20 protein-coding genes are annotated in these 23,220 nt (G+C 71.9%); 4 read left to right on the top strand and 16 right to left on the bottom strand.

The window, feature by feature from the left end; genetic code table 11:
- Positions 1-37: 37 nt before the first annotated feature.
- The 12 genes from KUM39_RS16450 to KUM39_RS16505 all read right to left on the bottom strand — a co-directional run bounded on the left by KUM39_RS16450 (position 38) and on the right by KUM39_RS16505 (position 15,023).
- Complete coding sequence (locus KUM39_RS16450) at positions 38-1,315, bottom strand: thymidine phosphorylase (protein WP_217786404.1); 1,278 nt, start codon at positions 1,313-1,315, stop codon at positions 38-40.
- A 97-nt stretch (positions 1,316-1,412) separates the two neighbouring features.
- Positions 1,413-1,811: a cytidine deaminase gene (locus tag KUM39_RS16455; RefSeq protein ID WP_217786405.1), complete on the bottom strand. Its 399-nt coding sequence runs from the start codon at positions 1,809-1,811 to the stop codon at positions 1,413-1,415.
- Positions 1,808-3,070 carry an ABC transporter permease gene (locus KUM39_RS16460; protein WP_217786406.1) on the bottom strand — a complete coding sequence of 421 codons (1,263 nt, stop codon included), beginning with the start codon at positions 3,068-3,070 and terminating at the stop codon, positions 1,808-1,810. The genes KUM39_RS16455 and KUM39_RS16460 overlap by 4 nt, the downstream gene beginning before the upstream one ends.
- Positions 3,070-4,185 carry an ABC transporter permease gene (locus KUM39_RS16465; protein WP_217786407.1) on the bottom strand — a complete coding sequence of 372 codons (1,116 nt, stop codon included), beginning with the start codon at positions 4,183-4,185 and terminating at the stop codon, positions 3,070-3,072. Before KUM39_RS16465 ends, KUM39_RS16460 begins: the two co-directional genes overlap by 1 nt.
- A complete protein-coding gene (locus KUM39_RS16470; protein WP_246620259.1) occupies positions 4,182-5,810 on the bottom strand; it encodes an ABC transporter ATP-binding protein in 1,629 nt (542 codons plus the stop codon). The genes KUM39_RS16465 and KUM39_RS16470 overlap by 4 nt, the downstream gene beginning before the upstream one ends.
- A gap of 254 nt (positions 5,811-6,064) precedes the next feature.
- Positions 6,065-7,111, bottom strand: coding sequence for a BMP family lipoprotein (locus KUM39_RS16475; RefSeq protein ID WP_217786409.1), 1,047 nt, complete (start codon positions 7,109-7,111; stop codon positions 6,065-6,067).
- 215 nt (positions 7,112-7,326) lie between these two features.
- Positions 7,327-8,388, bottom strand: coding sequence for a BMP family lipoprotein (locus KUM39_RS16480; RefSeq protein WP_217786451.1), 1,062 nt, complete (start codon positions 8,386-8,388; stop codon positions 7,327-7,329).
- 268 nt (positions 8,389-8,656) lie between these two features.
- Positions 8,657-9,889 (bottom strand): amidohydrolase, encoded by a 1,233-nt coding sequence (locus KUM39_RS16485; RefSeq protein WP_217786452.1) that lies wholly within the window; start codon positions 9,887-9,889, stop codon positions 8,657-8,659.
- Between the two features lie 243 nt (positions 9,890-10,132).
- Positions 10,133-11,374 (bottom strand): hypothetical protein, encoded by a 1,242-nt coding sequence (locus KUM39_RS16490; protein ID WP_217786410.1) that lies wholly within the window; start codon positions 11,372-11,374, stop codon positions 10,133-10,135.
- Between the two features lie 40 nt (positions 11,375-11,414).
- Positions 11,415-12,356: an N-acetylneuraminate synthase family protein gene (locus tag KUM39_RS16495; protein WP_217786411.1), complete on the bottom strand. Its 942-nt coding sequence runs from the start codon at positions 12,354-12,356 to the stop codon at positions 11,415-11,417.
- A gap of 13 nt (positions 12,357-12,369) precedes the next feature.
- Positions 12,370-13,680, bottom strand: coding sequence for an N-acylneuraminate cytidylyltransferase (locus KUM39_RS16500; RefSeq protein ID WP_217786412.1), 1,311 nt, complete (start codon positions 13,678-13,680; stop codon positions 12,370-12,372).
- A gap of 32 nt (positions 13,681-13,712) precedes the next feature.
- Positions 13,713-15,023, bottom strand: coding sequence for a DUF6716 putative glycosyltransferase (locus tag KUM39_RS16505; protein WP_217786413.1), 1,311 nt, complete (start codon positions 15,021-15,023; stop codon positions 13,713-13,715).
- Positions 15,024-15,221: 198 nt separating this feature from the next.
- On the opposite strand from KUM39_RS16505, the gene KUM39_RS16510 reads away from it, so the two are divergent.
- From KUM39_RS16510 to KUM39_RS16525, 4 genes are all read left to right on the top strand, one after another.
- Positions 15,222-16,196 carry a glycosyltransferase family 2 protein gene (locus KUM39_RS16510; protein WP_217786414.1) on the top strand — a complete coding sequence of 325 codons (975 nt, stop codon included), beginning with the start codon at positions 15,222-15,224 and terminating at the stop codon, positions 16,194-16,196.
- Positions 16,193-17,545, top strand: coding sequence for an alpha-2,8-polysialyltransferase family protein (locus KUM39_RS16515; RefSeq protein WP_217786415.1), 1,353 nt, complete (start codon positions 16,193-16,195; stop codon positions 17,543-17,545). The genes KUM39_RS16510 and KUM39_RS16515 overlap by 4 nt, the downstream gene beginning before the upstream one ends.
- A gap of 325 nt (positions 17,546-17,870) precedes the next feature.
- The gene (locus KUM39_RS16520; protein WP_246620245.1) at positions 17,871-19,064 is read left to right on the top strand and encodes an acyltransferase family protein; all 1,194 of its coding nucleotides are present in this window, start codon (positions 17,871-17,873) and stop codon (positions 19,062-19,064) included.
- 108 nt (positions 19,065-19,172) lie between these two features.
- Positions 19,173-19,637: a hypothetical protein gene (locus KUM39_RS16525; protein ID WP_217786417.1), complete on the top strand. Its 465-nt coding sequence runs from the start codon at positions 19,173-19,175 to the stop codon at positions 19,635-19,637.
- Here KUM39_RS16525 and leuE read toward each other — a convergent pair.
- The 4 genes from leuE to KUM39_RS16545 all read right to left on the bottom strand — a co-directional run bounded on the left by leuE (position 19,618) and on the right by KUM39_RS16545 (position 23,044).
- Positions 19,618-20,268, bottom strand: coding sequence for a leucine efflux protein LeuE (gene leuE / locus KUM39_RS16530; protein WP_217786418.1), 651 nt, complete (start codon positions 20,266-20,268; stop codon positions 19,618-19,620). The genes KUM39_RS16525 and leuE overlap by 20 nt on opposite strands.
- Positions 20,269-20,307: 39 nt before the next feature.
- Positions 20,308-20,883: a Uma2 family endonuclease gene (locus KUM39_RS16535; RefSeq protein WP_217786419.1), complete on the bottom strand. Its 576-nt coding sequence runs from the start codon at positions 20,881-20,883 to the stop codon at positions 20,308-20,310.
- Positions 20,884-21,167: 284 nt separating this feature from the next.
- The gene (locus KUM39_RS16540; protein WP_217786420.1) at positions 21,168-22,382 is read right to left on the bottom strand and encodes a hypothetical protein; all 1,215 of its coding nucleotides are present in this window, start codon (positions 22,380-22,382) and stop codon (positions 21,168-21,170) included.
- Positions 22,382-23,044, bottom strand: coding sequence for an RNA polymerase sigma factor (locus KUM39_RS16545; protein WP_217786421.1), 663 nt, complete (start codon positions 23,042-23,044; stop codon positions 22,382-22,384). The genes KUM39_RS16540 and KUM39_RS16545 overlap by 1 nt, the downstream gene beginning before the upstream one ends.
- Between the last annotated feature and the right edge of the window lie 176 nt (positions 23,045-23,220).

Consider the following 23,220-nt stretch of genomic DNA (forward strand, 5'->3'; position numbering starts at 1 on the left):
GCGGCGGATCACCTCGTACCGCCCCGGTCGGGCGCGGTCAGGCGATGCGCTCCAGCACCACCGGCGACGCCGTGAACGCGGTGCCGGGGGCGGCGATGTCGTAGGACCCCTCGACGGCCTCCAGGGCGTACGCGAAGCGGTCCGGGGTGTCGGTGTGCAGGGTCAGCAGGGGCTGGCCCGCGGTGACCGTGTCGCCGGGCTTGGCGTGCAGCTCGATGCCCGCGCCCGCCTGCACGGGGTCCTCCTTGCGGGCGCGGCCCGCGCCGAGGCGCCAGGCGCCGACCCCGACGCCGTACGCGTCCAGGCGGGTCAGCACGCCGGACGACGGGGCGGTGACGACGTGCTGTTCGCGGGCGGTGGGGAGGGTGGCGTCGGGGTCGCCGCCCTGGGCGGTGATCATGCGGCGCCAGACGTCCATCGCGGAGCCGTCCGCGAGGGCCCTGGCCGGGTCGGCGTCCTTGACTCCGGCGGCGTCGAGCATCTCGCGGGCGAGGGCGACGGTGAGTTCGACGACGTCGGCGGGGCCGCCGCCCGCGAGGACCTCGACGGACTCGCGGACCTCCAGGGCGTTGCCCGCGGTGAGGCCGAGCGGGGTGGACATGTCGGTGAGCAGGGCGACGGTCCGCACCCCGTGGTCGGTGCCGAGACCGACCATCGTGGAGGCGAGTTCGCGGGCGTCCTCGATGGTCTTCATGAAGGCGCCGGAGCCGACCTTGACGTCCAGGACCAGCGAGCCGGTGCCCTCCGCGATCTTCTTGGACATGATCGAGGAGGCGATCAGCGGGATGGCCTCGACGGTGCCGGTGACGTCCCGCAGCGCGTAGAGCTTCTTGTCGGCCGGGGCGAGGCCGTCACCGGCGGCGCAGATCACGGCGCCGGTGGTGTCGAGGACGTGCAGCATCTCCTCGTTGGAGAGCAGCGCGCGCCAGCCGGGGATGGACTCCAGCTTGTCGAGGGTGCCGCCGGTGTGGCCGAGACCGCGCCCGGAGAGCTGCGGGACGGCCGCGCCGCAGGCGGCGACGAGCGGGGCCAGCGGCAGGGTGATCTTGTCGCCGACGCCGCCGGTGGAGTGCTTGTCGGCGGTGGGGCGGGACAGCGAGGAGAAGTCCATGCGCTCGCCGGAGGCGATCATGGCCGCCGTCCAGCGGGCGATCTCGCGCCGGTTCATGCCGTTGAGCAGGATCGCCATGTTGAGCGCGGACATCTGCTCGTCGGCGACCTCGGCGCGGGTGTAGGCGTCGATGACCCAGTCGATCTGCTCGTCGGTCAGCTCGCCGCGGTCCCGCTTGGTGCGGATGACGGAGATGGCGTCCATGCTGGAGGCTTTCCTTCCGGAGGGTGCGAAGTGAACGGCCCCCCTGTGCCGGTCAGCCGGTTCAGAGGGGCCGTACGGGGGTTCGTGCTGGATGGATCTACTGGGTGAGGTGGTCCGGGCCGAACGCCTGGGGCAGCATCCCGGACAGCGGGAGGATGCCCGCCGGGGTGTCGAGCAGCAGGCCGGGGCCGCCGAACTCGTGGAGGAGCTGTCGGCAGCGTCCGCACGGCACGAGGACCGCGCCGGTGCCGTCCACGCAGCTGAAGTGCGTGAGCCGGCCGCCCCCGGTGCGCTGCAACTCGGAGACGAGTCCGCACTCGGCGCACAGGCCGAGTCCGTAGGAGGCGTTCTCCACGTTGCAGCCGGTGACCGTGCGGCCGTCCTCGACCAGGGCCGCCGCTCCCACCGGGTAGCCGGAGTAGGGGGCGTAGGCGTGGGACATGGCGGTGCGCGCTTCGGCGCGCAGGGCATCCCAGTCGAAGGCGGCGTCGGTCACTTGCCCTGTCCCTTCCGGTACGGCAGGCCGTCCGCCTTGGGCATGCGCAGCTTCTGCGCGGACAGCGACAGTACGAGCAGCGTGACGATATAGGGCGTGGCGGTCACGAGCTGGCGCGGCACGTCGTTGGTGGTGGCGTACCAGACGAACATCAGGGCGGCGACGACGACGGTGATCACGGCGGGGACGTACTTCTTCCGCCATGCCTGCCAGGCGGCGCCGAGGACGAGCAGGATCGCCAGCAGCAGGATCAGCGCGTGGACGTTGGTGGTGCCGCCGCGCAGGTTGAGGCTGTCGGTGTAGCCGAACAGGCCCGCGCCGAGGGCGAGGCCGCCTGGCATCCAGTTGCCGAAGATCATCGCGGCGAGGCCGATGTAGCCGCGCCCGGCGGTCTGGCCGTCGAGGTAGACGTTGGACGCCACGATCGACAGGAACGCACCGCCGAGACCGGCGAAGCCGCCGGAGATGAGCACGGCGATGTACTTGTACTTGTAGACGTTGACGCCGAGGGACTCGGCGGCGACCGGGTTCTCGCCGCAGGAGCGCAGCCGCAGCCCGAAGGAGGTCCGCCACAGCACCCACCAGGTCAGCGGGACGGTGGCGACGGCGACGACGGTCAGCGGGGACAGGTCGGTGAACAGGCCGCCGAGCAGACCGGCGATGTCGGAGACCAGGAACCAGTGCTTGCCGTTGAGGGTGTCCAGCCATCCGGCGAGGCCGGGGACGCTGAACTCGCCGAGCGAGTCGATCGGCGGGGACTGCTTGGTGGAGCCGCCGGGGGCGTTGGCGAAGGTGAACTTCGACAGGTAGCGGGTGGTGCCGAGGGCGAGGATGTTCAGCGCCACACCGGAGACGATGTGGTTGACGTTGAAGGTGACGGTGGCGACGGCGTGCAGCAGCGCGCCGAGGGCGCCGCCGACGATGCCGAGGACGACACCGGCCCACGGGCCCCACTGGTAACCGGCCCAGGCACCGAACCACGTGCCGAGGATCATCATGCCTTCGAGGCCGATGTTGACGACGCCCGCGCGTTCGGCCCACAGGCCGCCGAGTCCGGCGAGGCCGATCGGCACCGCGAGCTGGAGCGCGGTGGACATCTGCCCGACCGAGGTGATGCCGTCGGCGCCGGTGATCAGGCGGACGGCGGAGGTCAGTGCCAGCACGCCCGCGACGACGAGCAGCAGCACCGGCAGGGACATGCGGCGCCCGCCCTTGCGGGGCTGCTTCGCCTGCGGCTTGGAGAGGGTCGCGGTGGACATCAGGCAGCCACCTCCTTCTTGGTGTTGACGGCGGCGGCCAGTTCGGCACCGACCCGGCGCTGCTGCCGACGCAGCGACCACTGCTGTACGGCGGCGTACGAGATGACGACCGCGAAGACGATCAGGCCCTGCATGATCGTGGCGATCTCCTTGTCGTACGCGACCGGCGTCGCGTAGTCCAGGGCGGGCGAGGCCTTGTCGAGGAAGGCCCAGAGCAGGGCGGCGAGGGCGATGCCGCCGGGGTTGTTCCGGCCGAGCAGGGCGATGCCGATGGCGGTGAAGCCGAGGCCCGAGGGGAAGCTCAGGCTGTAGGTGTGGGTGTCGCCGAGCAGCAGCGGGAGTCCGGCGAGACCGGAGACCGCGCCGGAGATCAGCATGGAGACCAGCACCATGCGCTTGGCGTTGACACCGGAGGCGGCGGCGGCCGTCTCGGAGGCGCCGGTGGCGCGCAGGTCGAAGCCGAACCGGGTGCGGTTGAGGACGACCCAGTAGGCGATGCCGAGGAGCGCGGCGAGGAAGACCAGGCCGTAGATCTCGCCGACGTCGGAGCCGAGGTCGATGCCGGGGACCCAGCCGGACTTCTTCATGGTGCCGGTGGTGACGTTGTCCCCGACCTGGACGCCGAAGACGTCGGTGAGGGTGAGGTAGCCGATGACGGCGGTGGCGATGGAGTTCAGCATGATCGTGGCGACGACCTCGCTGACCCCGCGCGTCACCTTCAGGACGCCCGCGATACCGGCCCAGAAGGCACCGGTCGCCATCGCGGTGATCAGCAGCACCGGGATCTGGAGCACGCTCGGCAGCGCGAGGTGCGCGCCGACCACGGCGGTCATCACGACGGCCAGGCGGTACTGCCCGTCCACGCCGATGTTGAACAGGTTCATCCGGAAGCCGAGGGCGACCGCGATGGCGGCGATGTAGTACAGCGACGCCTGGTTGATGATCAGCACCTGGATGTCCGAGAACGGCAGCTGCTGGAGCATCAGGGCGTACGGCTGGATCGGGTTCTTGCCGGAGGCGAGCAGGACCACACTGGTCAGCACGATCGCCAGGACGAGCGCGATGACCGGACCGGCCAGCGCGGTGAGCACCCGCTCCTTGTCGAACTTCTTCATCGGGCCTCGTCCTCCGGACCGGCGTTGTCGGTGCCCTCGGGGGCGGTCTCTTCGTGCTCCAGGTGGCCGGAGGCGGCACCGGTCATGGCCGAGCCCAGTTCCTCGGGCGTGATCGTGGCCGGGTCGGCGTCGGCGACCAGGCGGCCGTCGTAGATGACGCGCAGGGTGTCGGACAGTCCGATCAGCTCGTCGAGGTCGGCGGAGATCAGCAGCACGGCCAGACCGGCGCGGCGGGCCTCGCGGATGCGGTCCCAGATCTGTGCCTGCGCGCCGACGTCCACACCGCGGGTGGGGTGGGCGGCGATCAGGAACTTGGGGTCGTGGCTCATCTCACGGCCGACGATCAGCTTCTGCTGGTTGCCGCCGGAGAGCGAGGCGGCGGTGACGTCGATGCCGGGGGTGCGGACGTCGTACTCCTCGACGATCCGGCGGGTGTCGGCCTGGGCGCCCTTGGGGTTCAGCCAGAAGCCCCTGGCGTTGGGCTTCTCGGTGACGTGCCCGAGGATGCGGTTCTCCCAGAGCGGGGACTCCAGCAGCAGCCCCTGGCGGTGCCGGTCCTCGGGGATGTAGCCGACGCCGGACTCGCGGCGCCTGCGGGTGGGCCAGGGGGTGATGTCCTCGCCGAGGAAGCGGATCGCGCCGGAATCGGCGTGCTTGGTGCCGATCAGGGCGTCGATCAGTTCGGTCTGCCCGTTGCCCTCGACGCCCGCGATGCCCATGACCTCACCGGCGTGGATGGTGAAGGACACGTCGTCCAGGACGCGCTTGGTCTCGCCCGCGCCCGCGAACTCGGTCAGGCCGCCACCGGCCGGTTCGTCCTCGGCGCCGAGGGAGACACCGGCGGCGTGCACGGTGAGGTTGCGCACCTCCAGCACGGGCCGGTCGGTGACGGTGGACTCGGAGGTCTCCGGGGTGGGCAGCTCGCTGCCGACCATCAACTCCGCGAGCTGGCGCGGGGTGGTCTCGGCGGGTACGGCGGTGCCGACGGTGGTGCCGCGCCGGATGACGGTGATGTCGTCGGCGACGGACAGCACCTCGCCCAGCTTGTGGGAGATGAAGATGACGGACAGGCCCTCGGACTTCAGCTCGCGCAGGTTGTCGAAGAGGGCATCGACCTCCTGCGGGACCAGGACCGCGGTCGGTTCGTCGAGGATCAGGGTGCGGGCGCCGCGGAAGAGGACCTTGAGGATCTCCACGCGCTGCCGGTCGGCCACACCGAGGTCCTCGACCAGGGCGTCGGGGCGGACACCGAGGCCGTAGCGGTCGGAGATCTCCTTGATCTTCCGGCGGGCGGCGCCGCCGATGCCGTGCAGCTTCTCGCTGCCGAGCACGACGTTCTCCAGCACGGTCAGGTTGTCGGCCAGCATGAAGTGCTGGTGGACCATGCCGATGCCGCGGGCGATGGCGTCCGCCGGGGAGGCGAAGGAGACCTGCTCGCCGTCGATCGCGATGGTGCCCTCGTCCGGCTTCTGCATGCCGTAGAGGATCTTCATCAGGGTGGACTTGCCGGCGCCGTTCTCGCCGACCAGGGCGTGCACGGTGCCCTTGCGGACGGTGAGGTGGATGTCGTGGTTGGCCACGACTCCGGGGAACCGCTTGGTGATGCCCGCCAGTTCCACCGACAGGGCGGCGGACGGAGGGCTGCTGGACGCGTCGATGGCGCACTCTCCTACGGGAAAAGGGCCGCTCTACGCGCGTAGCGCCCCTGCTTCAAATGTGCCCGGGAACGATCGGGAGTTTTCGCTGCGTTCCGTTCTCGATCGCCCCGAGCATTGTGCCGCGCGAACGGGGTGCGGTCGGACCATGCTTCCCGCACCCCGTTCCACGGCTGTGACGCTGCCATTGCGGCACCACGTCGGCCAGTCGTTCCGGCCGATCGTCAGGAGGTCTTCACCTTGATGCTGCCGTCCTTGATGCCCGCCTCGGCCTTCTTCACGGCGTCCTGGATGGCGGTGTCGTTCTTGAACTTCGGGTTGGAGTCGGCCAGGCCGACGCCACCGTTGTTCAGCGAGCCGCGGATGTCACCGGAGAGCGGCTTCTTGTCCTTGATCACGGACTTCGCCAGGTCGTAGACCGCGCCCTGCACGTTCTTCAGCGCCGAGGTCAGGATGTAGTCCTTGTACTTGGCGAGCGGGGCCTGGTTGTACTGGTCGGAGTCCACGCCGATCGCCCAGACCTTGTGCTCGGCGGCGGCCTTGATGACGCCCTGGCCGGAGAGACCGGCGGCGGCGTAGAGCACGTCGGCGCCCGCGTCGATCTGGCCGTCGGCGGCGCTCTCGCCCTTGTCGGGGCTGGAGAAGCCGCCGTCCTGCGCGGTCTGCGTCAGGTACTGCGACTCGATCTTGATGTTCGGGTTGACCGACTTGGCGCCCTGCTCGTAACCGGCCTCGAACTTGTGGATCAGCGGGACGTCCACGCCACCGATGAAGCCGATGTGGTTCTTCTTGGTGGCCTTGGCCGCCGCGACACCGGCGAGGTAGGAGGACTGCTCCTCGTGGAAGACCATGTCCGCGACGTTCTTCGCCTGGGTCTGGTCGTCGTCGATGATGCCGAAGGTGACCTTCGGGTACTTGGCGGCGGCCTCCTTCAGCGCACCCGCGTAGGCGAAGCCGACGCCGATGACCGGGTTGTAGCCCGCCTTCGCCAGGGTCTCCAGGCGCTGGGTCTTGTCCGCGTCGGACTCGTTGTCCTGCGGCTCGATGTCACGGCCGCTCACACCGAAGTCCTTCTCGGCCTTCTGGAAGCCCGCGTACGCGGCGTCGTTGAAGGACTGGTCGCCCTTGCCGCCCACGTCGTAGGCGAGACCGATGCCCTTGGAGGCGCCACCGCTGGTGGACGCGGTGGACGAGCTGCCGCAAGCGGACACGGTGACGGCGAGGGCTGCGGTCGCAACGCCTGCAATCGTTATACGGGACACCCGGCGCATGGAACGTGACTCCTTTGTGCAAGCGCCCGACCAGGCGCTGGTTCCGCGGCAGCGTAACGCGCGTAGACGGGACGGAAAACCCCCAATGTCCGGTCCGTTATCTACCTGTGGCCACTGTCACGGGCCGCGGTCACTGACAGCATCGCACCCCTTGCCGGTGGCAAGGGGTGCGCGGGGTTGCGACCGCGATCACACCGGTCCGGGACCGGGCCGGGTCACTTCGTGGCGACGGTCACCTTGCCGTCGATGATGTCCTGCTTCGCCTTGTCCACGGCGGCGACCACGTCCGTCATGGCCTTGTACTTCGGGTTGGAGTCCGCGAAGCCCACCGCGCCCGTCTTCAGGTCGCCGCGCACCTCGCCGCTGAGCGGCTTGCCGTCGTGTACCGACTTGGCCAGGTCGTAGACGGCGCCGCCGACGTTCTTCAGCGCCGAACCGAGGATGTAGTCCTTGTACTTGGCGAGCGGGGCCTGGTTGTACTGGTCGGAGTCCACGCCGATCGCCCAGATCTTGTGCTCGGCGGCGGCCTTGATGACGCCCTGGCCGGAGAGACCGGCGGCGGCGTAGAGCACGTCGGCGCCCGCGTCGATCTCGCCGTCGGCCGCGTTCTCGCCCTTGTCCGGGCTGGAGAAGCCGCCCTCCTGCGCGGTCTGCGTCAGGTACTGCGACTCGATCTTGATGTTCGGGTTGACCGACTTGGCGCCCTGCGCGAAGCCCGCCTCGAACTTGTGGATCAGCGGCACGTCTACCCCGCCGACGAACCCGATGTGGTTCTTCTTCGTCGCCTTCGCGGCGGCCACGCCCGCCAGGTACGAGGACTGCTCCTCGTGGAAGACCATGTCCGCGACGTTCTTGGCGGTCGTCTGGTTGTCGTCGATGATGCCGAACGTCACCTTGGGGTACTTGACGGCGGCGTCCTTCACCGCGCCCGCGTAGGCGAAGCCGACCCCGATGACCGGGTTGTAGCCCGCCTTGGCGAGGGTCTCCAGGCGCTGGGTCTTGTCCGCGTCCGACTCGTTGTCCTGCGGCTCGACGTCCCGGCCGCCCATCTTGAACTCGTCCTCGGCCTTCTGGAAGCCGGAGTACGCCGCGTCGTTGAAGGACTGGTCGCCCTTGCCGCCCACGTCGTAGGCGAGACCGATGCCCTTGCCGGAGTACGCGCCGTCCTTGCTCGGCTTGGTCGATGCCTCGGTGCTGGACTTGCCGCAGCCGGTGGCCGCGAGGGCGACGACCGCGACGGCCGCCGCGGCCTGGGAGAGCAGGGCCCTCCGGGACATCTTCCGGGTAGCGCGCACAGCAAGACTCCTTCATCCCCACGGCGCCGTCACGGGCCGCTGTCCCCAATGAGCCGCCGGTGATGGCGAGTTCGGCGCACAGTAACGCGCGTAGAAGCGGAGGGGAACGGGATTGCTCGCGGCCGTTATCGATTCGTGGCGACTCGGAATCACCGCCGTGAGCGGGGAGTTGCGGGGGTGTTGCGCAACGGGACGAAGGGGTGCGTACCGTACGCACCCCTCCGCCCCGGCAGTCGCCGCGGGTCCCGCGCTACGGGGTCTGCTGGTCGTCGAGAAGAGCGGCGGCGGTGAACATCTCCACGCCGACCGTGATGGCGTACTCGTCGGCGTCGAAGTCGCCCTGGTGCAGGTCGCGTACGACCCGCTCACCGGGGGTGCGGACGCCGAGCCGGGCCATCGCGCCGGGCACCTGCTCCAGGTACCAGGAGAAGTCCTCGCCGCCCAGGCTCTGTTCGGTGCCCTCGACGGAGTCCATCCCGCGCCGGGCCACCATCGAGCGGCGCAACAGCTCTGCGGACTCACGGTCGTTGACGACCGGGGGCACCCCGCGCACGTAGGTGATCTCGGACTTGGCGCGGTGCAGGGTGGCGATCTCGTCGATGGCCGCGTGCACGATGTCCGGCGCCTCCCGCCACGCCTCCAGGTCCAGGCAGCGGACGGTGCCGGAGAGTTCGGCGTGCTGCGGGATGACGTTCGGGGCGTGCCCGGACTCGATACGGCCCCAGGTGACGGCCAGTCCGCTGCGGGTGTCCACCCGGCGGGCGACCAGCGCGGGCACGTCGAGCGCGATGCGCGCGGCGGCGGTGACCAGGTCGGTGGTCAGGTGCGGGCGGGCGGTGTGGCCGCCGGGGCCGTCGAGCGCGACCTCCAGCCGGTCGCAGGCGCTGGTGATCGGACCGTGCCGCAGTCCGACCCGGCCCGCCTCGACCTTGGGGTCGCAGTGCAGGGCCAGGATGCGCCCGACACCCTCCAGCGCGCCGTCCTGGATGGCCCCGAGGGCACCGCCGGGCAGCACCTCCTCGGCGGGCTGGAAGACCAGCCGCACCGGGCGGGAGAGCAACCCCTCGGCGTGCAGCCGGGCCAGCACCAGACCGGCGCCGAGCACCACGGTGGTGTGCACGTCGTGCCCGCAGGCGTGCGCCCGGTCCGGCACGGTGGAGCGGTACGCGCAGTCGGTCTTGGTGTCCGGGATGGGCAGCGCGTCGATGTCGGCGCGCAGCGCCAGGAACGGCACGGCGGGACGGCCGCCGCCGGTGGCGCCGATGTCGCAGAGGAGGCCGGTTCCGCCGGACAGGACGCGGGGCCGGAGCCCGGCGCGTTCCAGCCGTTCCTTGAGCGCGGCGGTGGTGCGGAACTCCTGGTTGCCCAGTTCCGGGTGCATGTGCAGATCACGGCGGAACGCGATCAGTTCCGCGCGCAGGGACTCGCTGAGCGAGCCGGGAAGCACATTCCCGGTGGGTTCGGCCTCGGACTCTCGGGACATCACGTGGTTCACCCTCTGCAGGGTAGGACGCGCGACCGGTCGGACGACCCACGATCAGCAAAAGTTCAGCCCGTGAGGTGAAGAAAATATGACCGGTGGACGCATGGCGGTGGTCTCGGTTGGGTAGGAACTCTTCTTCCTTCCTCCACGGATACCACGGTTGACCATGACCACGCCGCTTTTGTCCACGGAGCGGACCGGCGCCCGGCCCCGGCGGGCCGGGGCACCGGTGGGGCGGGCGGGTCAGCCGGGACCGGGGGCGGGGGTCGCCGACACGGCCGAGGTGAGCCGGTGGACGTCCCGCGCGGTGCCGGTCACCCCGGACAGGAAGCCCTGGGCGCGCGGGGACGCGGTGTCGGTGAGCCAGGCGGGATCGATGTCGCAGACCGCGACCCGTACACCCGTACCGGCCAGGGCGAGCGGCAGGGTGTGGACGACCGTGGAGGGAAAACTCACCACGGTTCGGCCGATCGGGCCCCGGCGGGCGATCAGCTCCAGCGGCAGATCGGGGCGGACGATCTCCAGTCCGCTCTCCCCGGCCAGCCGGTGCAGTTTCCCGGTGCTCTCCCGGCGGTGCGCGAAGTAGCGGGTCGCGCCGTGCGCGCGGGCCAGCGCGCGGACCGCCTCCAGATACCGCTCGGTGTCCACCACCCCGGTCTCCACCAGGGAGGTGCCGACCAGGTCGGCGCCGGAGGTGATCCGGGGCGGACCGAACCGGGCGCGGGTCCAGGCGAACGCGTTGGCGGTGACCGTGACGCCCTCGGGGATCTCGGTCACCGGCATCGAGGAGAACACCTCCACCCGGCGGCGGCCGTTCGGGGTGAGGCGGCGGCGGGCCGAGGAGGACACCGGGGCGAACAGCAGATCGCGCGGGCCGGGACGGCCGCCCTTGCGGTGCCAGCGCACCAGGCGCTCCCCGCGGGCGAGCTGGGTGACGAACTCCATCGTCGCCGTCCCGTCGTCCACGACGACGAGGTCACGGGCGCGGGTGATGGTCAGCAGCAGCTGTACGTAGCGGGAGAACGGGTCGCCCATGACGACCCGGTCGGCCCGGCGGAGCCGTCCGGCGAGCCCGCCGATGGTGTGGAACGGGGCGGTGGTGCCGCCCCGCGCCTCCTCCCAGCGCACCCGGTGTCCCTCGTCCCGGGCCAGGTCCGCCATCCGGCGGAGCTGGCCGCGGGTCATGGGGTCGGTGGGTGCGAGGACGACGAGCGTCAGCTCGGGTTCGTCGCCCGGCCCGCCGGTGCCGGACGGGTCGTCCGCGGCGGGCGCCGGAGCCCCCGGGCCCTCCCCCGCGCCCGTTCCCGCGCCCGTCCCCCGGGTCCGGCGCCGGGTCTGCGCCGGGACCGCGGGGAGGGCCGGGCCGGGTATGCCGCGCAGGCCGTGCAGATGCGCCCACTCCAGCACGTTGAGCAGCTGGACGGGGCTCTCCACGAAGGCGAGCGTGCGGGCGGGGGTGCCGGGGTCACCGGCGCGGGGGCTCATCGGCGTACGACCGTCCCGTGGTGGTGGCTGGACGCGGGGGTCAGACCGTGGCGAGCGGCTCGCCCGCGGCGGCGGCGATCTCCGCCTCGGCGACGACGCCGGAGACGCGGCGCAGCTTCTTCATCGGGCCCAGCTCGGAGTCGTAGACCTTCTTGACGCCGTCGCCGAGGGACTCCTCGATGGTGCGGATGTCGCGGACCAGGCGGACCAGGCCCTGCGGCTCGACGGAGGCGGCCTGGTCGGAGCCCCACATGGCGCGGTCGAGGGTGATGTGGCGCTCGACGAAGGTGGCGCCGAGGGCGACGGCGGCGAGGGTGGTCTGGAGACCCGTCTCGTGGCCGGAGTAGCCGATCGGGACGTTCGGGAACTCCTTCTCCAGCGTGTTGATCACGCGGAGGTTCAGCTCCTCGGCCTTGGCCGGGTAGGTGGAGGTGGCGTGGCAGAGCAGGATGTTCTCCGAGCCGAGCACCTCGACCGCGTGGCGGATCTGCTTCGGGGTGGACATGCCGGTGGAGAGGATGACCGTACGGCCGGTGCCGCGCAGGGCGCGCAGCAGCTCGTCGTCGGTGAGGGAGGCGGAGGCCACCTTGTGGGCGGGGACGTCGAACTTCTCCAGGAAGGCGACGGCCTCGGTGTCCCACGGGGAGGCGAACCAGTCGATCCCCTTCTCCTTGCAGTACGCGTCGATCCGGCGGTACTCGTCCTCGCCGAACTCCACGCGGTGGCGGTAGTCGATGTACGTCATCCGGCCCCAGGGGGTGTCGCGCTCAATGTCCCACTGGTCGCGCGGGGTGCAGATCTCCGGGGTGCGCTTCTGGAACTTCACGGCGTCGCAGCCCGCCTCGGCGGCGACGTCGATGAGCTTGAACGCGTTCTCCAGCTCACCGTTGTGGTTGATGCCGATCTCGCCGCAGATGTAGACGGGGCGGCCGGGACCGGCTTCGCGGGTGCCGAAGTTGCGGATGCGGGAGGCGTTGGTCATGGCAGGGGTTTCCTTACTCGGGGAGGGAGTCGAGAGAGGCGCCGAGGAGCCAGCCGGCGATCTCTCGGATCGCGCCGTCGCCGCCGGGGAGGGTGGTGACCGCGCGGGCGGCGCCGCGTACGACGTCATGGGCGCTTCCGACCGCCACGGGCCAGCCGACGAGGGCGAAGCACGGGAGGTCGTTCACGTCGTTGCCGACGTAGAGCACGCGCTCCGGCGCGATGCCCTGTTCCTCGCACCACTGCTTGAGGGCGAGGTCCTTGCGGTCGATGCCGTGCAGCACCGGGAGCCGGAGCTTTTGGGCGCGGGCGGCGACCACCGGGTTCTGTTCCGTGGACAGGATCAGCATCTTCAGTCCGCTGCGGCGCAGGGCCGCGATGCCGAGGCCGTCCCCGCGGTGCACGGAGACGAACTCCCGTCCGTCGGAGTCGATCAGCACCCGGTCGTCGGTCTGGGTGCCGTCGAAGTCGAGGACCACGGCGTCGATGTCGTCGTACGCCGGGAGTGCGTCCGGCCGGTCAGCGTCGAAGAACGGCGCGAGGGCGCGGGCGCGGGCCAGGTCGTGCGGGTCGTCGATCTCCAGCACGCGGGCCGGGTCGGTGCGCACGGGTTCGGTGTGCCCGAAGAACCGGTGCCGGTGGGCGCGGAACCCGGCGGCGTCCATCGCGTAGGCGGCGCCGGTCTCCAGCAGGTCCTGCGGGCGGTCCTGGCGGCGGGGGCGGAAGGACTTGTCGTGGTTGACGCCGTAACCGCCGCCGGTGACCGTGGAGTTGACGACCGCGACGGGACCGTCCCCGGCGATCTCCCCGGTGCGGGCGGCGGGGGCGGGGACCGGGTCGTCGGCGGCGTCGCGCCAGACGAAGCCGTGGAAGGGGGCGACGGTGAGCGCGGTGTCGGCGCCGTTCTCCAGGACGGCACCGGCGACGCCGTCGATGTCCTCGCGGCTGAGGAACGGGCTGGTGCACTGCACGAGCAGGACGGTGTCCACGGCGGCGCCGTGCAGGGCCTCGTGGGCGTCCATCGCGTGCAGTACGGCGGCCTCGGAGGTCGCGGTGTCCCCGGCGATGGCGGCGGGGCGGAGCACGACCTCGGCACCGGCCCGGCGGGCGGCGGCGGCGATGGCGCGGTCGTCGGTGGAGACCACCACGTCCGTCACCAGGCGGGCGGCGCGGCACTCGCGGACCGCGCGGGCCACCAGCGGGACACCGCCGACGGGGGCGAGGTTCTTCGCGGGGACCCCCTTGGAGCCGCCGCGGGCGGGGATCACCGCGAGCACGCGGCGGACGGCGGGCACGGGACCCGGTTCCGGGTCGGCGTGGGTCATGGGCGGTACTCCTTGCGGGGGCGGCCGGTGGTTCACAGCTCTCCCATTCGTCGGATCACGGGGGCCACGCGCTGCACTCCGTGGCGGTAGGCGCCGCGCGCGGCCCGGCGCACGATCTGGCGGACGGGGCCGGGCTCCCGGTCGGCCGCCGGGGCGCCGGGCAGCGGGGCGCCGTCCGGGCCGAGGTGGTGGCGGGCGAGGATGCCCGGCAGATAGCCGGGGGCGGTCCCGGGCGTGTAGTAGGGCTTCAGCGGCGGGAGTTGACCGGGTCCGGCGAGCAGGGCGGTGATCCGGTCGCGGGCCGCGTCGAAGGCGTGCTCGTAGCCGCCGTCGGCCGCGACGCCCTGCCGGGCGACCCACTCGGGGTCCGCCTCGGGGCGGTGCCCGGCGTCGAGCCGGTCCCAGGAGGCGAGGCAGCCGGAGCCGGTGAAGTGGTGGTTGCCGAGCGTCTCGCGCACCCCGAGGTCGGTGAGCACGACCGTCGGCACCCGCCGGTGCAGGGCCTCCAGCGCGGCGGTGGAGCTGACGGTGACCAGCAGGTCGGTACGGTCCAGCACCTCGCCCATGTGCCCGTACACCAGACGGAAGTTGGCGGGCACGTCCTTGCCCTGGACCAGCTTCTGGTACGGCAGTTCCTCGATGTGGGTGGTGTGCTCGCCGGGCTGGGAACGCAGCTTCAGCAGCACCTCCCGCTCGGGGTGCAGCCGGGCGTGCCCGATCAGCCGGTCCAGCAGGTACGTACGGTCGCGCCGGTTGTCCGGCACGGACGGCTGGGCGGCGAACACCACGGTGTACGGGTCGTGTTCGCCCTCGTACGGCGCTCCGCCGAGGAACGGCAGCGCGACCTCGGTCACCGCGGAGGCGTCGGCGCCCACCCCCTCGTACACCGCGCGGAACCGGTCCGTGTCGTGCCGGGAGTTGGCGAGGACGAGGTCCGCGCCGTGCCGGAGCAGCAGGCCGTCGGTGAGCTTCTCGTAGACGACGCCGACGTACCCGGTGACGACCACCGGGCGCGGGCCGTCGCCCCAGGCGTGCCGCAGCCCGTGCAGCATCGCCTGCACCCCGCCGCCGACGAGCGCGATCACGAGGATGTCGTAACGCTCCTCGGTCATGGCGCGCACGAATTCGAGGCCGGTGACCTCGCGGAGGGAGTCGGCGCGGACGCCGACCTCCTCCAGCTGGCGGGCGGTGGGGGTGGCACGGCCGCGCAGAAGGTGGCCGTCGAGGCGGAGTACGGCTCCGGCGGGGGCGAGGCGCTGCGCGGTGAGCGCCCCCCACTTCCACCGGGTGTCCGAATCCGCGAGGACGGCGACCCGCAGGGACTTCGTTGCACTTGCTGGCACGCCCTAGAAGCTAGGAAGCCATTTCGATGTTCCGCCCAACCGGAATGCAACAAACGGTTAACAGCACATCGCCGAATGGGGATTCGGGGCGGGAAAGGCGGGGCGGAAAGCCTGGTTCATGGGTTCGCCACGCTTCGTTCACCCCTCGTCAACTCGGTGGCCAAGACGAATCACGGGCCGCGCCCTAACGTCCCTGACGTGGTCAAGCTCTCCGTCATCGTGCCGTTCTACAACGTGCGGCAATACGCACCGGACACCTTGCGCAGCCTTCGGGCGAACGCGCGTGAGGACTTCGAATTCATTCTCGTGGACGACTGTTCCCGTGACGGGACACCAGAGATCCTGGAGCGCGCCGAACGCGAGCTGCCGGGCGCGGTGGTCGTCCGCCATGAGCAGAACGGAGGGCTGGCGACCGCCCGCAACACCGGTATCGACCGGGCGCGCGGCGAGTACCTGACCTTCCTGGACGGCGACGACTGGCTCGCCCCCGGCTACTACCCGCGACTGGTCGCCGCGATGGACGAGCTGGGCTGCGACTTCCTGCGCACCGACCATGTCCAGTGCACCGCCCGCGCGCGCGGCGTGCAGCGCGTCCCGCACGGCAGGCGGGGGGTGGTGATGGACCCGCGCGCGGCGATCCTGCCCGCCGACCGCTCGACCTCGGTGGACTACGCCTTCGCCTGGGCGGGCGTCTACCACCGCCGACTGGTGGACCGGGGCCTGCTGCACTTCACCGACGGACTGCGCACCGCCGAGGACCGGCCGTGGATCTGGCGGCTGCACCGGGAGGCGGAGTCGTTCGCCGTGGTGAACCTGCTCGGGGTGTTCTACCGGCGGGGTGTGGCGACCTCCCTCACCCAGATCGGCGACGTCCGCCAGCTCGACTTCATCCGGGCGTTCGACCAGGTCGTCGCGGAGACGGCCCGGGACCGGGACGCCGCCGCGCTGCTGCCGAAGGCGGTGCGCACGTACTGCGCGATCATCTCCCACCACGTGGGTTCCATCGAGAGGTTCGAGCCCGCCGTGGCGAAGCAACTGAAGTCCCGGAGTGCCGCCGCGCTGCGGCGGATGCCGCAGGACGTGCTGGACGAGGCGCTGGACTCGATGGACCTGCTGCGCGCGGGCAAACTGCGCCGCCTGCGCCGCCGCTCCGCCGCGGGGGTGGCCGCGTGACCACCCAGATCTTCCAGGTGTCCACCCTGTACGGCACGGCGACGCTGGCCGCCGCGCTGGACTCCGGCTGCTTCGGGCCCGCCGACCGCCGCGTCCTGCTGGTCTGCAACAACACCGCGACGCCCGAGACCACGCCCGCGCCGGACACCATGCCGGGATTCGAGCGGCTGAGCGAGCGCTTCGACGAGGTGCTGTCGTACAACGAGGCGATCTTCCCCTTCCACCCCGGCGGCTGGGCGCCCCGGCCGGACGACCTGCCGCTGTGGGAGCGGTATCTGCGCCACGAGTGGCGGCTCGGCACGGACGACGTGGAGCTGGCGGTCGAGTCGATCCAGGTCAACCCGTCGCTGGGGCTGGCGCAGATCTTCACCGGCGCCCCGGTCACCGTCTACGCCGACGGCCTGATGAGTTACGGCCCGACCCGCAACAAGATCGACCCGCTGGTGGGCACCCGGGTGGACCGGGTGCTGCACCTGGACCTGGTGCCGGGGCTGGCGCCGCTGCTGCTGACCGAGTTCGACGTGCCCGGCGAGATCGTGCCGACGCAGGCGTTCACCAAGGTGCTGGCCGAGCTGGCGCCGCTGGGCGACGGGCTGCCCGAACCGACCGGGTCCGCGCTGCTGCTCGGGCAGTACCTCTCGGCGCTGGACATCCTCACCGCCGAGGAGGAGGACGCGCTGCATCTGCGGATGCTGCGGGGCGCGGTCGCGCTGGGCCACACCTCGGTGGTGTTCAAGCCGCACCCGGCGGCCCCGGCGGGCTTCACCCGCTCGCTGGAGGAGGAGGCGGAACGGCTCGGCGCCGAGCTGACCGTGCTGCACACCCCGGTGCTCGCGGAGGTCGCCTACCAGCGGATGCGCCCGGCCCTGGTGGTCGGCTGCTTCTCCACCGCCCTGTTCACGGCGACCGCGCTGTACGGCCTGCCGGTGGCGCGGGTCGGCACCGAACTGCTGCTGGAGCGGCTCGCGCCGTACGAGAACAGCAACCGGGTGCCGGTCACCGTGGTGGACGCGCTGCTGCCCGAGGTGGGCGACGCGGACGCGGTGGCCGCGCGGCGGCAGAGCATGGACGTCGAGGCGCTGGGCGCGCTGGTGCGTGCGGTGGGCTTCGCCATGCAGCCGAAGATCCTGCCCGGCCTGCGCCGGGAGACCGAGGAGTACCTCGCCCGGAACCCCGGCCCGCGCACGATGCGCTACTTCAAGCGCCGCCGCCTGACCTCGCTGGCGCTGCCCGGCGGGGTGCCCGCGCAGCTCGCGTTCATCCCGCGCAACGCGACGGTGCGGAGGGTGGCCCGCAGGGCTCGGAGTCTGGGGCGTGCGGTCGCCGCCGAACAGGGCCGGTTCCGCTGACGGCCGACTGTGCCGAGCACGGCCGATTCTCCGGCGGAACGGGAGAACGGGGGAACGGGAGAACGCCTGACGGAGGGTCCGGAAAAGGGCCGTCCGCCGGGCGTTCCCTCTTTTTCGTGCCGCATTCCTGTCGCATTCGCACCCTATTCGCTCCCCATTCGCTTCCCATTCATACCGCATTCCTGCCGCACCCCTGCCGCACGCATCGGCCGAGGTGCCGGTAATTCCGCGTGACCGCGGGGTGAACAGCAGGGGGCCGACACGCTCGGGAATTCACATGAATATCCGGGCGGGGCAACGTCCGTTCGGGAACATGTCGAGCATCATGCCTGCATCGATTTCCCCTTCCCGGACCGCGCGGACCGCGCGGCTCACAGAGTCGGCACCGACCGTTCCGGCCGCCGCGCCGGGCGGTCGTCCCGGGCGGCTGCTCGCACTGGACGGCCTGCGCCTGGTCGCCGCGCTGATGGTGTGCCTCTACCACTACGCCGGACGCGGCGGCGAGGTCTCCGGGTCCTGGCGCGGCTCGCCGTCCGGTGTCTTCCCGTCGCTCTCCCCCGTGTCCACCTACGGCTGCCTGGGTGTGCAGTTCTTCTTCGTCATCAGCGGCTTCGTCATCTGCATGAGCAGCTGGGGCCGCACGCTGGGCGACTTCTTCCGCTCGCGGGTCTCCCGCCTCTACCCGGCGTACTGGGTGGCCCTGGTGCTGGTGACGGCCGCCTCGATCGCGCTGCCGGTGGTGGTGCGCGCCGTACGGCCCGACGAGTTCCTGGTGAATCTGACGATGCTCCAGATGCCGCTGGGTGTGCCGCGGGTGCTCGGGGTGTGCTGGACGCTCTGGGCCGAGGTGCGCTTCTACGCGCTGTTCGCGCTGCTCGTGGTGGCGCGCGGGGTGACCTACCGGCGCGTGGTGCTGTTCTGCGCCGTGTGGACGCTGGCGGTCGTGCTGAGCACGGCCTCGGACAGCGCACTGGTCGATCAGATCGTCATGCCGGAGTACGCCCCGTTCTTCATCGGCGGCCTGGCGCTGTACCTGATCCACCGGTTCGGCAGCGACCTCATGCTGTGGGGGATCGTCGGCGTCTCCTTCCTGATCGGGCAGCACACCGCCGTCCGGGGGCTGTGGCATCCGGGCGGGCATCCGGAGTTCGTCCGGCATCCGTGGGTGATCGTGCTGATCGTCGCGCTGGCGTACGCCACGGTGGCCGCGGTGGCACTGGGCTGGACCCGCTGGGCGGACTGGCCCTGGCTGGTGACGGCGGGCGCGCTGACCTATCCGTTCTACCTGGTCCACGAACACCTGGGCTGGTTCGTCATCCGGGTGCTGCACCGGGGGCTCGGCGTGCCCCCGCTGTCCACCCTCGGCCTCACGGTCGCCGCCATGCTGGCCCTGGCCTGGCTGATCCACCGCTTCGTGGAGAGACCGTTCGGGCCCCGGCTGCGGCGGGCACTGAGAAAAGTACGCCCTGCGGCGCCCTCCGCGTTCTCCCTCCCGAGGAGCGGAGGAGGCGGGGGCTGAGCCGCCTGGAAGCGATCCCCCCGTGGTGGCGGCGATGCGGCTCCCGGCGACTCGGTGCCTACGATGGGCGCGTTCGCGGGCGGGGCTCGCGTACGGAGGGGGCGTCACATGAACGGGTCCGGTCCCGGGCGGCCGGTGCTGCGGCACCTCGGTGCGATGCACGTGAGCGGGGCGGTGCTGCTGGCCGGGTTTCTGGTCCCGCCGGTGTGGCTGACGGACACGGCGTACGCGACCCCGCCCGGCGCCCCCACCACCGACGCGCCCTACGTACTGCTGTTCGCCGTACCGGTGCTCTGCCTCGCCCTGCACGTGCTGGTGCAGATCCCGGCCGGGCTGCTGGCGACCCGGCTGGGCCGGGGCCGGGCGCCCTGGGCGCGGTACGCGGTCGGGGCCGGGTGCGCGGGGGCGCTCGCGCTGCTGCTGGTGGGCGTGTTGACCCGGCCGGGCGACCTGGCGGCGGGCGTGTCCGTGTGGGCCGACGCGGCGGTGCGGACCGGGCTCGGGACGGCCGCGTACCTCTGGGTGACGCGGGGGTCCAGGGGCGGGTACGGGGTCAGGTGCTCGCCAGGGTGAGCTTCACCGCGAAGCCGAGGAAGAGGGCGCCCGCCGCCGAAGTGGCCGTGGCGGAGAGGCGCTTGCGGCGCCGGAAGGCGGCGGCGAGCCGGGTGCCGCCGAATATCAGCACGCTGAGGTAGAGCGCGCTGGTGACCTGGGCGAAGAAGCCCAGCACGAGGAAGGACAGGGCCGGGTAGGCGTACGACGCGTCAACGAACTGCACGAAGAAGGCGACGAAGAACAGGATCGCCTTCGGATTGAGCAGGCTCACCACGAAGGCCCGGCGGAACGGCCGTTCGTCCCCGGCCTCCTCCGGCTCCGCCTCGGCCACCGCCCGCTCGCGCCGCATACGCCACAACTGCCGGGCGGCGCGCATCATCCCGAACGCCAGCCACGTCAGATAACCCGCACCGGCGAGCTTCACGATGCCGAACAGCACCGCGTTCGCCTGGAGCAGCGAGGCCACCCCGGCGGCCGACAACGTCATCAGCGCCACGTCCCCGCACCACACCCCGGCAGCGGCCGTGTACCCCGCCCGCACCCCGCGCCGCGCGGCCACGGACAGCACGTACAACGAGTTGGGCCCGGGCAGCAGCACGATCAGGGCGAGGCCGGCCAGGTAGGTGGGGAGGTCGATGACACCGAACATGGGGACGAGTGTGGCACAAGGGTCCGACAGTCGGAGGAGTCAGCCGTCGAGCAGGGTGTCCACCAGGAGGTCGAGTTGTACGCCCACCGTCTTCGGTACGGGCACGGTCCGGCCCCGTGGGAAGCGCTGCGGCTCGGGATAGGCGCCGTCGAGAGGGTCCGTGTAGAGGAGGACCTCGTCGTGTTTGCGGTCCACGACGAGGTAGGCCGGGATACCCGCCTGCGCGTAGCACTCCACCTTCGGACCGAGGTCGTCGGACCAGTTCGAGGAGGTCACCTCGACGACCAGGCGGAAGACGTGCGGGGCGTAGAAATTCTTGGTGACGTGCGCGTCGCGGAAGTCGTCGTCCACCACGGAGAGGTCCGGGATGGCGAAGTCCTCCGGCAGGGTCGGCAGCCAGAGGCCGACAGCCTGCACCCAGTCCACCCCGCTGCCCTCGATGCCCGCCCGTTCCAGTGCTCTGCCCAGCTTGGTCAGCGTCAGAGCGTGCGAGCCGTCGGGCGGCGGTGTCACAGTGAGTCTCCCCTGGAGGATCTCCACGCGGTGGCCGGGCAGCACACGGGCGAGCTGGTCGGCGGCCTCGCTCAGACTCGGCTCGTGCTGCAGTACGGCCATGCGTCCTCCTTCGGGGAACACTCTCCACGAGCGTAACCGCGCCCGCCGGGTTTCCGCCTCCGCTCACCCGTACGAAGGACCCCGCCGGAAGCGGCTGGGGGTGTGGCTCCCGCTCGGGGTGAACTCACCGGAGGGGAGGGGAAGTTGATGCGCGGGCGGGACCGGGGGAACGTGTCCCGCCCGCGCGGGGTGCACGAGCCACGGGTACGGGGGGAACCCCGGCTCGGTGCGACGGCCGATGACCAGTCGGCTCATTCAGTACAGCGCCGGGGTGCGAAAAAACGTCACACCTCTGGGGGTGATGTCCTCGGACGGCGGCCCTCGTGGGGCGGGGCGGGGGCGCGGGGGGGGCCGCTCACGGCGTGCGGGTGGCCGTGTCCGGGACCGTGGCCGGGGGCGTGGCCTTGATGGGGGGCGCGGGTGGGGCGGTGGTGGTGGGAGCGGCTGTCGTCGTCGCGGCCCCGGCCGTCGCCCTTGCCGTCACCACGCTTGTCGCCGCCCTTGCCCTTGCCGTTGCCTCCACCGCTCCCGCTCCCGCTGCCCTGTTTCCTGGGCTCGCGGGGGGTGCGGTTGCTGCGGCCGTCCTTGGTGTCGTGGGTGTCCCCGGCCTTGGCGTCGCCCTTGACGCGGTTCCGGCCGGTGGCGGACTGGTGAGCGGCCAGGAGGGTCCCGCAGTACGGGCCGACCCGTGTGCTGCCACCGGCGAGGTTCTCCAGGGCGCGTCTGCGGGCGGCGCCGGGGTCGCGCCCGGCGCGCAGGTCGCGGCAGGCCGACTCCGCCGCGCGGCGGCGCGGGGCGGTGAGGGCGTCACCGGCGCCGGGTGTGATGCCGGTGACGGTGTCGTCGTAGCCGTCGGTGGTCCGGCCGCCGGAGGTGTCGCCGCTCAGGGCACCGTTCGTACCGCCGTCGGGCAGTTCGGCGCCGCCGGGGGTGCCCGGCGACGAGGAGGCCGACGGGGCGCCGGAGCGGCCGGGGCTCTCGGCGGCCGAGACGGAGACGGCGGGTCCGGGGCCGCCGCCGCGGAACGGCACGGGCAGCACCCCGGTACCGGCGGCCAGCGCGAGCCCGCCGAACGCGGCGGCCGCGGCGAGAGTGAGCAGCGAGAGCCGCACCGGGCGGGAGCGGCGCGTACGGATTCCGGTACGGTCCGGCGAGCCGATGCGGACGAGGCCCGCGTCGGCGCCCAGGACGGCCCTGCCGTCGGCGCGCCCGGCACCGCGCGGCGGGACGGGGGCCACGGCACGGGTTCCGGCGTCCGTGACACCCCCGGTCCCACCCGTCACCCGGCGCTCACGCGCCGCGCGGAAGGCGGCCAGCGCGGCGTCCTCGCCGGGGAGCGGGGCGGGGCCGGGGGCGGGGTCGGCGGACAGCGCTTCCAGCGCCCGGGCGAGGCGTCGTGCCTGGTCGGGCAGGGGTTCCTCGACGGGCTCCGGTGACCGGCCGCGCAGCAGACGTTCCGCCGCCTCACGGGTAAGCCACTTGTACTGCTCGTCGGCCATCACATGTCCTTCTGCGTCCGCGCGCGCGTATGCGTCACAGTCGCGGACGTCACCGCGCCACCGCGCGGTTCTCGCGGGGGCGGGAGCGCGCCGAGCCCGCCGGGCGATTCCGGATCGGCGCCGAGCAGCTCCGCGAGCCGCTTCAGGCCCCGGTGCGCGGCGGTGCGTACGGCGCCGGGGCGCTTGCCGAGCGTCTCGGCGGCGGTCTTGGCGTCGAGGCCGACGACGACCCGGAGGACGACCGCCTCGGCCTGGTCCTGCGGGAGGCGGGCGATGAGCGCGAGGGTGCCGTCGGTGGACAGCGCCTCCAGGGCCTCGCCCGCCGTGTCGGACTCGGCGGCCCGGCCGGTCAGCTCGGTCTCGTCGCCGCCCACCGCGGGACGGCGCCCGCGCATCCGGATGTGGTCCAGGGCGCGGTTGCGGGCGATACGGGCGGCCCAGCCGCGGAAGCGGTCGGCGTCACCGTCGAAGCGGTCGAGATCGCGGGCGATCTGGAGCCAGGACTCGGAGGTGACGTCCTCGGCGTCGGCGTCGCCGACCAGCGTGCGGACGTAGCCGAGCAGACGGGGGTGCACGGCGCGGTACACCGTACGGAACGCGGTCTCGTCCCCGTCCTGTGCCGCACGTACCGCGGCGGTCAGCTCCGCGTCGTCCCCCTGCACCGCACTCCCTTGATCATGTTCTCGGTCGGCGCGAAAGGCACGCTACGGCGTCAAACCGGCCCTCGTCCATGTCTGTAGAAGATGCAACTAACTCGTGATCCGTCCGTGTGGGCCCCCGTGTGACAGAAACCGCACCGGCGGCGCAGAAGGAAGTACGGGCCGCACGCGGCCCGCGA

It is taken from the genome of Streptomyces corallincola (assembly GCF_019104725.1).
GTDB classification, from domain to species: Bacteria; Actinomycetota; Actinomycetes; order Streptomycetales; family Streptomycetaceae; genus Streptomyces; species Streptomyces corallincola.